Genomic DNA, 12580 nt, shown 5'->3' with positions numbered 1-12580 from the left:
TGCCCAGCATAGGCCGTCGCCGCGTGGTCCGGGCCCGCCGGATCCGCGTCGGACGAAGCGCCCGGTCAGTGGAGCGCGGCGGCGGTGGCCCCGGGGACGGCGAACCAGACGGCCTTGCCCCGGACGGACGGCCCGAGCCGCGATCGCGTCCGGCGCGTGCCCCAGCGCCCGCCCGACAGTTCACGGACGATGCTCAGCCCGCGCCCGCAGTCGCCGGACGTCCACGAGTAGCCGGGGAGCGGCGCCTCGGCGAACGTGTCGAACACGGCGCATCGAACCTCACCCCCCACGGCCCGACTCCCGACGACTTCACCCGCGACGACTTCACCGCCGACGACTTCACCCCCCGCGACCTCACGCCCGACGTCGTCGTCCACCGGGACCTCGCCGCCCGCCTCCGACCGGCGCCCTTCCGACCGGCCCCCTTCCGGCGCGGCTCCCGCATCGGCCGTCGTGCCCTCGGCCGTCTCGGTGCCGCCGACGTAGAGCCACAGCTCGTGCGGGCCGTGGTCGCCCGCGTGCTGGTGCGCGTTCGTCGCCAGCTCGCTCACCATGATCTGGGCGTCGGCGATCGCCCCCGGCGGCGCGCCCAGCGTGGTGAGCGCCTCGCGCAGGACGCGACGCGCGTGCCCCGCGCATCCGGGGCCGCCGGGCAGCGCCCAGACCCAGCCGGGCAGGGTGCCCGTACCGGGGGCGGCACCGGCGCCGTCGGCCAGCGCGTCGGCGAAGGTCTCCGCCGCGAGGTCGGCGGAGCCCTCCGCGATGAGGTCGGCTGTCGTGCTCTTCACGGGTTCCTCCCGCGTTCTGCGTGCACGGGCGCGCGGCCTGCCCGTCGGGCCTGGACATGGTCGATCACGATCAACTCGTACCGAACGTACGGGTCACCGGAATGATCAGTGTTCACTGTCAGTTCCGGAGTCGTGACGCATCCAAGCGTGTCGTGAGATTCTCACGACCGCAACTGTCTTCGGCGAATTGCTCTGCCCTTCCTGCCGTGTTCGTCAATCGCGTTGTGACGGACGTCAAGAGTGGTAAGACTCCACTCCCATGACCTACCGCCCCACCGTCCGCGGCCGCCGCCTGGCGAGGGAACTGCGCAAGCTCCGTGAGGAGCAGGGCCTGACCTTGCAGGAGGTGGCGGACCGGCTCGACTGGTCGCGAGCCACCGTCTCCCGCCTCGAAACCAGCCAGACCCGCCCCAAGCCCGGCGACATCGCCGACATCCTCGACCTCTACGGTGTGCCGAGTCCCGCGCGCGACGCGCTCATCACCCTCGCCCGGCAGGCCGGTCAGCGCGGCTGGTGGACGGCCTACCAGGACGTCTTCTCCGGCAGCTATGTCGCGCTGGAGGACGAGGCGTCGCACATCCGCACCTGGGATCCGCAACTCGTCCACGGCCTGCTGCAGAACGAGCAGTACTCCCGGGCCGTGATCACCGCGGGCCGGCTGCTGCCCGGCCCCGAGGACATCGAACGCCGCATCGCCGCCCGCAAGATCCGCCAGTCGCTCCTGGACCGGGCGGACGCGCCGCGCCTGCACGTCATCTTCGACGAGGCGGTGCTGCATCGACCGATCGGCGGTGAGAAGGTGATGCGCGCCCAATTGGAGGCCCTCGTCACCGCCATGACAACTCGCCCATCCGTCACCATTCAGGTACTTCCATATACAGCACGGGAGCATGCGGGCCTCGACGGACGATTCACCATATTGTCGTATCCAGACCCCGCAGACCCCGATATCGCCTATGTGGAGGGCACCATGGGCGACGTTTACCTCGAGAGTGCGGAGGCAATAGCAAAACATAGGGATCGCTTCGATCGAATCGAGGCGGCCGCCCTGACCCCCGAGGAATCCGCGCACCTCATAGCCGAGGCAGCAAGGAGCAGCCCGTGACCAACCCCCAGCGCGAACTCACCGGTGCCGTCTGGCGCAAGTCGTCCCACAGCGGAAGCGGCGACCAGTGCGTCGAGGTGGCGCCACTGTCCACGTCACTGTGCGCGGTTCGCGACTCCAAGGACCCCGGCGGTCCGGCGCTGATGCTGACGACGTCCGCTCTGCGGGACCTGATGAGCGCGATCAAGAAGGCGTAGCGACGGTGGCGAGGGGCCGCGGCGTGCCACGCCGCGGCCCCTCCCCTTTCCGGCCCGCTGAGAGCGATCGCACAGTGGGGTCCGGAATGCCGGGCGGGGTCGTGGGCGCTGCACGAGGCAGCACCCAGCGAACAGCAGACTGGAGATGGGACACACGATGTCCACGCAGGAAGCCCCCGCCCGGGAGGACGCGGCCCGGCTGCTCGTCCGGACCCTTGAGGCGGAGGGCGTCGAATACGTCTTCGGGATCCCGGGCGAGGAGAACATCCACTTCGTCAACGCCCTGAACGACTCGTCCATCCGCTACGTCCTCGTCCGCCACGAGCAGGGCGCGGCGTTCATGGCGGAGATCTACGGCCGTCTCACGGGCAAGGCGGGCGTGGCGTCGGCGACGCTCGGCCCCGGCGCGATCAACCTCCAGCTCGGCGTGGCGGACGCCACCACCAACAGCACCCCCGTCGTGGCGATCTCCGCGCAGGTCGGTCTGGACCGCATCTACAAGGAGTCGCACCAGATCGTCGACCTGGTGTCGCTGTTCCGTCCGATCACCAAGTGGTCGGAGATGGCGCCCACCGCCGAGGCGCTGCCGGAGATGGTGCGCAAGGCGTTCAAGACCGCGCAGACCGAACGTCCCGGCGCCGTCTACCTGGCGATTCCCGAGGACGTCGAGGCCGCGAAGGTCCCCGCCGGGCTACGGCCGCTGCCGGTCAACGTCGTCCGTCCGCAGGAGCCGTCCCCGGCGCAGATCGCCCGCGCCGCAGACGTGCTCGCGCTCGCCGACCGCCCGGTGGTCCTGGCCGGGCACGGCGCGACCCGCGCCCGCGCGAGCGACGCGCTGCGGTACTTCTCCGAGCGCCTCGGTCTGCCCGTCGCGACGACGTTCAACGGCAAGGGCGTGTTCCCCGACGACCATCCCAACGCGCTCGGCGCGGTCGGCTTCATGCGGCACGACTACGTCAACTTCGGCTTCGACGAGGCGGACGTCCTCATCGCCGTCGGCTACGAACTCCAGGAGTTCGACCCGGCCAAGGTCAACCCGAACGCCGACAAGAAGATCATTCACGTCCACCAGTTCCCCGCCGAGGTGGACGACCACTATCCGGTCGAGGTCGGCATCCAGGGCGACATCTCCCGCACGCTCCGCTCGCTGGCCGACTCCGTCCACCGCCGGTTCGACAGATCGGAGGACGGGCCCCGCTCCACCAACCGGAAAATCCGCGAGATGATCCGGGAGGAGTTGGCGGAGGGCGCGACCGAGGACGGTCATCCGCTGTCACCGCGCCGTATCGTCTCCGACGTGCGCGCCGCGATGGGCCGCGGCGACATCGTCCTCGCCGACACCGGCGCGGTGAAGATGTGGATGGCGCGCATGTACCCGACGTACGAGCCGAACACGCTGCTGGTCTCCAACGGCCTGTCGTCCATGGGGTTCGCCGTGCCGGGCGCGATCGCGGCGAAACTCGCCCACCCCGACCGCAGGGTCCTGGCCGCGACCGGCGACGGCGCGTTCCTGATGAACTCGCAGGAACTGGAGACGGCCGTCCGGGAGAACATCCCGATCACGGTTCTGATCTGGGACGACTCCGCGTATGGCCTGATCGAGTGGAAAATGGACCTCGAACTCGGGAAAAGCTCCCACATCCGGTTCGACAACCCCGACTTCGTGAAGTACGCGGAGAGCTTCGGCGCCCGAGGTTACCGCGTCGATTCGGCGGAGGAACTCCTCCCGACCCTCCGTAAGGCGCTGGCCGACGACGCGGTCTCCGTCATCACGGTTCCGGTGGACTACTCCCACAACCTTCAATTGACCGACAAACTGGGCGACCTCACCGACCCCTTCTGACCGTAACAAGGGATGAGCAGCGAAATGCCGTGAGTTCTCGGACGACGTCCAAATCTCGCCGCCGACACGGAGAAATGCGAGCTTGACCGGCACAACGCGCGAGATTCTTCGGTGGTCGACCTCCCACGGACGATTTCGCAGCCGAATACTCTCGCCGCCGATCGGTCAGGCCCGGCAGATGATCTCGCCGTGGGTGACGGCGAACCAGCCGTCGTCCGCGGCGGCCCACGCCTTCCACCCGTCATAGATGCGTCGGAGATCCTCACGGGTGGCGTGGCCGCCGTTCACGGCGTGGTCGGCGACGGACGACCGCAGCAGGCGCCCGCCCCAGGATTCGCTCCACCATTCGCGTTCGTCGGGGGTGGCGTAGCACCAGGCCGAGGCGGACGCGGTGATGTCGGTGAACCCGGCGGCGCGGGCCCAGGAGACGAGGCGGCGGCCCGCGTCGGGTTCGCCGCCGTTACCGCGGGCGACGGCGTAGTAGATCGGCAGCCAGGCGTCCATGCCCGGCGGGTCGGGGTGCCAGGCCATGGCGCCGAAGTCGGCGTCGCGCGCGGCGACGATCCCGCCGGGACGGGTGACGCGGCGCATCTCCCGCAGCGCCCGGACGGGGTCGGCGACGTGCTGGAGCACCTGGTGGGCGTGGACGACGTCGAACGTGCCGTCGGCGTGGTCCAGGGCGTGGACGTCGGCGACGGCGAAGTCGACGTTGTCCAGCGCGGCGGTGTTCTTGCGCGCCTCGTCCAGCACGCTCGCGGCGGAGTCGGCGGCGACGACCCGGCCGGGGGCGACCCGTGCGGCCAGGCCCGCGGTGATCGTGCCGGGGCCACAGCCGACGTCCAGCACGCGGTCGCCGGGACGTAGATGTTCGACCAGGTAGGCGGCGGAGTTCTCGACCGTCCGCCATGTGTGCGAACTCAGGACGTTCTCGTGGTGGCCATGGGTGTAGGTCGCTTCGGGGGACATCGGATCACCTCTCAGTACGAGTCCTCACCCTACGACGCTTCTCATAATATGAGAACTATTTCTCATTATATGAGACAGCCACCCCAAAGGAAAGGGACCGAGGCGCTCCTCGGTCCCTTGTCTTTGGAAGGTGTTCGGTCGGTCAGGCGGCCACGGCCACGGAGGCGGGCGCCGGGCGGGCGGGCACGGGGCGAGCGGTGAGTGCGGGCCGCACGGGCAGCGCTTCGACGGGGGCCAGGTCGGGGGTGATGTCGGCGTAGGCGTTCAGCACCGCATGGGAAAGCTCGGTGAGCCACGGCTCCACGACGGTCCGCTCAGCGGGCCCGTCCAGCCGTGGGTGGGAGAGATGGAACGTGCCAGTCACTGCACTCATGCCAACACCCCTTCCTGCGAACCGGTGGGCCGCGCCTGTGCGGTGCCACCGGTGACCACATACCCGTAACTACGTCACTACAAGCGACTCGGTTCGACATCTGTTCCCGGATGTCGCCTGAATCACGTGGTCAACGCTACGGTTCACCACTGACATTCTCGAACCCTTATTCGACCGCGTCCGAGCGACGGTCCCGGATCGACTTCACGATCTCCATGGCGGGTAACATGACGCCGCATAAGATCACGAAAGCGGCGAACACGAGGATGATGACTCCATAGACCAGGTAGAGGTGCATGTCCCCAGCGTCCGCCGCGCCACTCCCCGCCCACATCGGGCCGGGGGCCGGTCCTGGACGCGGAGTATCGGCCGATCGGCCGATCCGGTGATCGACCTCGGGTCGTACGCTCCATGGGCGTGAGTGACACCGGGGCAAGGCTGGATCGCATTCACTCGGTGGGCGGCTGCATGGCGCGGCTCGCGTATGCGGGGTTCACCGGGCTGTTCCTCACGACCTTCCTGATCGCCGACACCATCACCAAGCTCATTCTGTGGACGGTGTTCGTCGCGGCGGCGGCCAACGTCGCCGCGATCTCCGGCCGCCGGTTCCTCGTCTGGGGATGTCTCGCCGCCTTACTGTCGGCGGCCACGACGCTCCGTCTGGGGCTGTCGGACCAGCTCCTATGGCTCGATGGGTGCATGTACGCCGAGGCCGGCGGCCTGCTGATCCTCCTCGCCCGGACGGTGTGGAAGGCGAAGCGGCGGCTCCTGGTCCCGATGGCGGTGTTGTTCATCGTCGCGATCCTGGTGGCGCCGCTGCGCTCGAGCGTGGTCGAGGCGTCGGTGTACACCCCGCCGCTCGGCATCGCCGCGGCGATCGCCGTCGGGATCGGGCTGTACCTGCGGGCCGCGGACGCCCGCCGGGCCCGGTCACTGGTGGCGGCACGGCGGGACGAACGGCTCGAACTCGCCCGCGACCTGCACGACTTCGTCGCCCACCATGTCACGGGCATCGTCGTTCAGGCGCAGGCCGCCCGGTTCGCGGCACAGGCGGGATCCGCGCGGGTGCCGACGCCCGAGGAGATCGACGCGATGCTCGGCGGGATCGAGAAGGCCGGGACCGAGGCGCTCACCTCGATGCGCCGCATGGTCGGGCTCCTGCGGGACGCCCAGCACGTCGGCGGCGACGGTCATCCCGGCGCGGGCGCCGTGACCCGTCCCGTCGGGGACCTGTCACAGCTGCGCGATCTCGTCGCCGCGTTCGACCACCCGCCCGCCGCGCTGACGCTCGCGCCCGACCTCGGCACGCTGCCACCGGAGGTCGCGACCTCGGCGCACCGCGTCGTGCAGGAGGCGCTCACCAACGTCCGCAAGCACGCCGCCGACGCCGACACCGTCCAGGTCAGCCTCACCCGCGTCGGCGGGGAGGTGCAGGTGAGCGTCCGCGACGATGGGCGGGGACGCGGCAGGCGTCTGCCGTCCGGCGGGTTCGGGCTCACCGGCCTGTCCGAGCGGATCGGCGCGCTCGGCGGACGGCTGCGCGCGGGCCCGCGCCCCGAGGGCGGCTGGGAGGTCGTCGCCGTGCTGCCCGCCGGGGACGAATGACCTGACAGAATCGACGATGTGCCCATCCGCGTACTGATCGCCGACGACCAGGAAATGGTCCGGACCGGTTTCCGGATGATCGTCGACTCGCAGCCCGACATGGAGGTGGTCGGGGAGGCCCCCGACGGCGCCATGGCGGTCGAGTTGGCCCGTGGCCTCCGCCCCGACGTGTGCCTGTTCGACATCCGGATGCCGGTGATGGACGGTCTTGAGGCGACCCGCGCGCTGACGGCCCCCGGCGTCCCCGATCCCCCGCGCATCGTCATCGTCACCACGTTCGACCTCGACGAGTACGTGTACGGGGCGCTGCGCGGCGGCGCGGTCGGGTTCCTGCTCAAGGACGGCGGGCCCGCGCTGCTCGTGGAGGCCGTCCGCGCGGCGGCCAACGGCGAGTCGCTGGTGTCTCCCTCGATCACGGTCCGGCTGCTGGAGCATCTGGCGCGACCACCCGCCACCGCTCCCCCACCCCGTGAGCCGCTGACCGACCGGGAACTGGAGGTCGTGCGCCTCGTCGCCCGCGGTCTGACCAACGAGGAGATCGCCGCGGAACTGTACGTGGCGTTGTCCACCGTCAAGACGCATCTCGGCAGCGTCCACCGCAAGCTCGAAACCCGGAACCGGGTCGAGACCGCCGCCTGGGCCTGGGAGTCGGGCCTCATGACCTGATCCGGACAGGGCATCGAGGGGACGGCACGAACGCGGGGGAAGGACGAGGCACTGGCACCGGAGTCGCTGAGCGGCCTGCCCGTCACGGTCGTGGCCGTCTGGGTGTTGTGCGCCCTCGGCTGGGGCGCCGTCCTCGCCGGCCTGCGCAACGGCGTCCACGGGGCGGCCCGCGGGCCTTCCCTGTTCGCGCACGCGATCACCCCGGCGGGCGTCGTCCTGACGTTCTCGCTGCTCGGCTTCGGGTCGCTGTACGCGACGATCGCGCTGGCCGCCGAGTGGTGGGCGCTGCTCCTGGTCACCGGGTTCCGTCCCAAACGGCTCCTCGTCACCGGCGGTCTCGGACGCCTCGCCGCGTGGGCGGCCGTCACCGTCCTCGGCACCTGGACCGCCACGCGGCTCGTCTTCCAGGTGTGAAGATCCACACCTCGGAGACCGTGAACAAGTGTGCGGACGGGTCAGTCAAACGTACGTAGTATCCAAAGCAGGGAAGCGCAAAGGCCGTCGGAGGTGAACCATGCCGTGTGCGTTGTGCGGCGACATCATCCCGGCCGAGGTCGCACGCTGCCCGGCATGTGGGGCCTGGGCCCGGCGCCGTGACTTCCGCGCCGTCGGCGTCGCCGTGTTCATGCTGCTCGGGTTCAACGCGTTCATCGCCCTCGGTTCCGGCATCAGCCTGCTCCGGCTCGCCCGTCCCCTGGGAGACGAGACGCACGACGGCTACGATCCCGTGGCCACCGGCGAGGCGCTCGCCCCGTACGCCGACGTGTTCACGGTCAGCGCGATCATGGCCGTGGTCACCGGCGTCCTGTACCTGATCTGGCTGTGGCGCGCCTACCGGCAGTCACCCGGCCCGCACCGGCACCATCGCGCGTGGGTGCTGCTCGGCTGGGTCTGCCCGATCGTCAACCTGTGGATTCCGCCGCGCGTGGTCTACGAGGTGTGGGTCAACAGCGGCCGATACCGGACGGCGGAACGGCAGGCGGCGGGTCTCGTCGTCGCCGCCTGGTGGGTCTGCGCGCTCATCGGTCTACTGCTCGGCCGCGCTTTCACCCACGGCAGCGTCGAGACCCTCGCCGACGCCCGCTTCGACGTCCACGTCGGTGTCGCCGCCGCGGCCTTCCAGGCCATCGCCGCGACCCTCTGCATGGCCACGGTCTTCCAGATCACCCGACTCCAGTGCCTCCCGATGGCCCGCTCCGCACAGACCCCCGGCGCCTAGGGCCTGATTCGAAGCAACCTCAGCCCGCGCCCGAACGCGTTACCCGCCCGGCGCAGCGAAGCCGAAGGCGAGCGCAGCCGGGCGGATCGCGAAGCGATGCGCGTTCGCCCCAGGAACGGTCACGCAGCGAGCCGCCAGGCGAGCGAAGTGGGCCGTTCCTGCAATAAGTACAGCAACCTCAGCCCGCACGCGAACGCGTTACCCGCCCGGTGCAGCAACGCCGAAGGCGAGCGCAGCCGGGCGGATCGCGAAGCGATGCCGCGTTCGCCCCAGGAACGGTCACGTAGCGAGCCGCCAGGCGAGCGAAGTGGGCCGGTCCTGCAATCAACACAGCGGCCTCGGCCCGCACGCGAACGCGTTACCCGCCCGGTGCAGCGACGCCGAAGGCGAGCGGAACCGGGCGGATCGCGAAGCGATGCCGCGTTCGCCCCAGGAACGGTCACGCAGCGAGCCGCCAGGCGAGCGCAGTGGGCCGGTACTGCAATAACACGCCGGTACTGCCCCGGCTGGAGTGCCAGAGACGCGCTGCGGGCGGACGCTTCACGGCCGCCCCCGCGTGGCCGATGTCGGAGTACGGGGACATCGCGAAGCCGGTGGGTTGGACGACGCGGCGGCCGACCGGACGGTTCGGCGGGGACGGCACCGCCATGGCCGCGCGCACGGCGTCCGGGCCGCCGCGGCGCCACGCCTCGTGGAGGGCGTTCAGGTCCCAGCAGGCGTCGGCGGTGATGGAGACCGCGCGGGCCCCGGCGCGGCGGACCCGGCCCCGGGCCACGAGCAGCCAGGAGCCGAAGACGGTCGCGGCGCACCGGTCCTGCACCGACTCGAAGAAGGTGAGGTCGACGGGGCCGGTCGCGTCGTCCAGCGTGGCGAAGATGACCCGCTGGCCGGACCTGACCGCCGGGGTCTGCGTGGCGACCTTGACGCCCGCGACCAGGACCTCGCTTCCGTCGGGACGGCCTGGCAGGTCTGTTGCGCGGACGACGCCCAGCCCGGTGAGCAGCGCGTCGTAGAACGTGATGACGTGGCGGCTGACGTCCATGCCGAGGATGTCCAGCTCCGCCTCGACGACCTCGGCGGGCGTCATCGGGGGCAGCCCGCCCGCCGGGACGTCCTCCGTCAGGCCGGGGACGGCACCGTCGTCGTCCAGGGGAAGCTGCCCTTCGAGGACGTGGGCGGGACGGACGCTGAGGCGGCTCAGGGCGCCCACCCGGCAGAGGAGATCGCGGCGCGGGACGCCACCGTGGACGGTGTCGAACGCCCCGGCCAGGACCAGCCGCTCGGTCGTCGATCGGGACGCGCGGGCCCGGCGCCAGAAGTCGGTCAGGGAGGCGTAGGGGCGGGTCTCGACGATCGTGGTGACCTCGGCGTCGGAGATGCCCTTGACCTCACTGAGCGCCACCCGGATGCCGGTCGGGCCGCCCGCGGAGACGGGCTCGGCGTGCCACTCCGCGGACGAGCGGTTCACGTCCAGCGGCAGGATCGGGACGCCGAAGTGCCGCGCGTCGTCCAGGATGACGCGTTTGGGGTAGAGGCCGGGGTCATGGGTGAGGACGCCCGCGTAGAAGGCGGCGGGATGGTGCCGTTTCAGCCACGCCGACTGGTAGGTGGGCAGCGCGAACGACGCGGCGTGCGCCTTGCAGAACCCGAACGCGCCGAACGCGGTCAGCAGCCGCCAGACGCGTCCGACGGACGCCTCGTCGTAGCCGCGCGCCACCGCCTTCTCCCGGAACCACGCGCCGACCACGGCTTGGCCGCGTTCGTGGCCGAGGCTCCGGCGCGCCGCCTCCGCCTGGGACAGGCCGCATCCCGTCATCACGTCGATGACGCGCAGCACCTGCTCGTGGAAGACGATCACGCCGAGGCTCTCCCGCAGGACGGGTTCGAGGTCCGGATGCGGGTAGACGGGTTCCCGGACACCGGCACGGGCCTCCAGGAACGGCGTCACCATGTCGGAGTTGACCGGTCCGGGACGGAACAGCGAGATGTCGATGACCAGGTCGTCCAGGTCGCGGGGCTGGAGGCGGCCGATCAGCTCGCGCTGTCCGGGCGACTCGATCTGGAAGCAGCCGAGCGTCCGGGACGTGCGGATCAGCTCGTATGTCGCGGGATCGTCGCGCGGTACGTCCTCCAGCGCGATCTCCTCGCCGGTCACCCGGGCGACCTCGGCCACCGCGTGCGCCATCGCCGACTGCATCCGGACGCCGAGCACGTCGAGTTTGAGCAGGCCCATCGCCTCGACGTCGTCCTTGTCGAACTGGCTCATCGGGAAGCCGACGGCGGCCTGTTCGACGGGCGTCCGGTCGCGCAGGGTCGGGTTCGACAGCAGGATGCCGCACGGGTGCATGGCGATATGGCGGGGTATGCCGTCCAGCCGTTCGGCGATCCGGAACAGGACCTCCAGCCGCCCGCTCGCCAGGCCGCTCTGCCGCAGCTCGGGCAGGTCGGTCAGCGCCGAGCGGATCTGGCTCGCCCTGATCTGCGGGAACGCCTTGGCGACCGCGTCGATCTCCAGCGGCGGCAGCCCGATGGCGTTGCCGACGTCGCGGATCGCGCTGCGCGCCCGGTAGGTCTCCATCATCGACACGCACGCCGTGCTCTCGGCGCCGAAGCGGTCGAACAGCGCCCGGTACGCCTCCAGCCGCCGGGCGGACTCGACGTCCAGGTCGATGTCGGGCAGGCCGTCGCGGCTGTCGGCGAGGAACCGTTCCATGACCAGGTCGTGCCGCAGCGGGTCGAGGTCGCCGATGCCGAGGAGGTGGTTGACGAGGCTGCCCGCGCCGGAGCCGCGGATCGCGCACCGGATGCCGCGCGACCTGATCAGCGCGGCGGCGTCGGCGACGGTGAGGAAGTAGGACGCCAGGCCCTTCCGGGCGATCACGCCGAGTTCGTGGTCCAGCCGCGCGACCGCTTCCGACGACCCGTCGAGACCGCGCCGGGCCATTCCGTCCGCGCAGCGGGCCACGAGCAGGGCGTACGGGTCACCGTCGACGGCGGGGAGATGCACCTCGTCCATGCCGAGGTCGTGACCCGGGTCGAGGACGCAGCGTTCGGAGAGCCGCCGGGTCTCGGCCAGCAGCGCGTCCGCCTCGTCCGGGCCGCAGCTCAGCTCCGCGACGCGGCGCATCTCGGGGATCGACTTCAGGTACGCGTGGCCGGTCCGGTCGTCGAGGTGCCGCCGGTCGAGCGGGACGAGGCGGCGCGTCACGTCCAGCACCTGCGCGACCGGATGATCGGCCGGATCCAGGTAGCGGACGGCGTTGCCCAGCACGGCGGGCACCCCGGCCGCGCGGGCGAGCGCGAGCATCCGGGCCGCCCGGTGCCCGTCGCCCCGGTCATGGTGGTCGACGATCTCGACCATGGTCTCGACGGTCGCGCGCCACGCCTCCAGCCGCGCCGCCGCGACGTCGGGGCGTCGTCCGGCGACGGCGCGGCCGAAGTCGGAGGCCGGTCCGAGCAGGACGACGAGGCCCTCGGCGTGCGCGCCGACCATCTGCCGCGTCACGACGGGATGCCCGCGCTCGCCCGCCGCGTGCGCCGCCGACACCAGCCGGCACAGCGACCGCCATCCGGCGCGGCCCTCGGCGAGGACCACGATCCGTTCCTCTCCGGTGGAGGCGACCCGGAGGTCGGCGCCGACGACGGCCCCGAGGCCCGCGTCGGCGCATGAGCGAACGTGCCGGACGGCGCCGTACAGACCGTCGCGGTCGGTCAGCGCGAGCGTCCGCATGCCGAGGTCCACCGCGCGCTCGGCCAGCGCGGCGGGCGGCGCGACGCCGTACCGCAGCGAATAGCACGAGGCGACATGAATGTGCACG

At 71.1% G+C, this 12580-nt stretch carries 12 protein-coding genes; 7 read left to right on the top strand and 5 right to left on the bottom strand.

The window, feature by feature from the left end:
* Nucleotides 1-65 precede the first annotated feature (65 nt).
* A complete protein-coding gene (locus BZB76_RS35270) occupies nucleotides 66-788 on the bottom strand; it encodes an ATP-binding protein (RefSeq protein WP_211342957.1) in 723 nt (240 codons plus the stop codon).
* Nucleotides 789-1047: 259 nt separating this feature from the next.
* Here BZB76_RS35270 and BZB76_RS12485 point away from each other — a divergent pair, with 259 nt between their 5' ends.
* From BZB76_RS12485 to BZB76_RS12475, 3 genes are all read left to right on the top strand, one after another.
* A complete protein-coding gene (locus BZB76_RS12485; RefSeq protein ID WP_117401833.1) occupies nucleotides 1048-1893 on the top strand; it encodes a helix-turn-helix domain-containing protein in 846 nt (281 codons plus the stop codon).
* Nucleotides 1890-2090, top strand: coding sequence for a DUF397 domain-containing protein (locus BZB76_RS12480; protein ID WP_121434410.1), 201 nt, complete (start codon nucleotides 1890-1892; stop codon nucleotides 2088-2090). Before BZB76_RS12485 ends, BZB76_RS12480 begins: the two co-directional genes overlap by 4 nt.
* Before the next feature lie 157 nt (nucleotides 2091-2247).
* The gene (locus BZB76_RS12475; RefSeq protein WP_121434671.1) at nucleotides 2248-3933 is read left to right on the top strand and encodes an acetolactate synthase large subunit; all 1686 of its coding nucleotides are present in this window, start codon (nucleotides 2248-2250) and stop codon (nucleotides 3931-3933) included.
* 165 nt (nucleotides 3934-4098) lie between these two features.
* Here the strand turns inward: BZB76_RS12475 and BZB76_RS12470 are convergent, their stop codons facing one another.
* From BZB76_RS12470 to BZB76_RS36370, 3 genes are all read right to left on the bottom strand, one after another.
* A complete protein-coding gene (locus BZB76_RS12470) occupies nucleotides 4099-4899 on the bottom strand; it encodes a methyltransferase domain-containing protein (protein ID WP_121434409.1) in 801 nt (266 codons plus the stop codon).
* 142 nt (nucleotides 4900-5041) lie between these two features.
* The gene (locus tag BZB76_RS12465) at nucleotides 5042-5272 is read right to left on the bottom strand and encodes a hypothetical protein (RefSeq protein WP_147449419.1); all 231 of its coding nucleotides are present in this window, start codon (nucleotides 5270-5272) and stop codon (nucleotides 5042-5044) included.
* Between the two features lie 166 nt (nucleotides 5273-5438).
* On the bottom strand, nucleotides 5439-5570 hold the full coding sequence (locus BZB76_RS36370; RefSeq protein WP_281273867.1) for a hypothetical protein: 132 nt from the start codon (nucleotides 5568-5570) through the stop codon (nucleotides 5439-5441).
* Between the two features lie 113 nt (nucleotides 5571-5683).
* On the opposite strand from BZB76_RS36370, the gene BZB76_RS12460 reads away from it, so the two are divergent.
* The 4 genes from BZB76_RS12460 (at nucleotide 5684) to BZB76_RS12445 (ending at nucleotide 8762) form a co-directional block, all read left to right on the top strand.
* Nucleotides 5684-6877 carry a sensor histidine kinase gene (locus tag BZB76_RS12460; protein WP_121434407.1) on the top strand — a complete coding sequence of 398 codons (1194 nt, stop codon included), beginning with the start codon at nucleotides 5684-5686 and terminating at the stop codon, nucleotides 6875-6877.
* Nucleotides 6878-6895: 18 nt separating this feature from the next.
* Nucleotides 6896-7543: a response regulator gene (locus BZB76_RS12455; protein WP_121434406.1), complete on the top strand. Its 648-nt coding sequence runs from the start codon at nucleotides 6896-6898 to the stop codon at nucleotides 7541-7543.
* A 90-nt stretch (nucleotides 7544-7633) separates the two neighbouring features.
* Nucleotides 7634-7957: a hypothetical protein gene (locus tag BZB76_RS12450; protein WP_246006898.1), complete on the top strand. Its 324-nt coding sequence runs from the start codon at nucleotides 7634-7636 to the stop codon at nucleotides 7955-7957.
* Between the two features lie 100 nt (nucleotides 7958-8057).
* Entirely contained in the window at nucleotides 8058-8762 is a 705-nt protein-coding gene (locus BZB76_RS12445) for a DUF4328 domain-containing protein (RefSeq protein ID WP_121434404.1), read from the top strand.
* Nucleotides 8763-9201: 439 nt separating this feature from the next.
* On the opposite strand, the gene BZB76_RS12440 is transcribed toward BZB76_RS12445, so the two are convergent.
* A complete protein-coding gene (locus BZB76_RS12440; RefSeq protein ID WP_246006897.1) occupies nucleotides 9202-12579 on the bottom strand; it encodes a DNA polymerase III subunit alpha in 3378 nt (1125 codons plus the stop codon).
* Between the last annotated feature and the right edge of the window lies 1 nt (nucleotide 12580).

The organism is Actinomadura pelletieri DSM 43383 (assembly GCF_003634705.1).
GTDB classification, from domain to species: Bacteria; Actinomycetota; Actinomycetes; order Streptosporangiales; family Streptosporangiaceae; genus Spirillospora; species Spirillospora pelletieri.
Note: the sequence above shows the minus strand (reverse complement) of the source record. Positions and strands in the feature narration are given on the sequence as shown.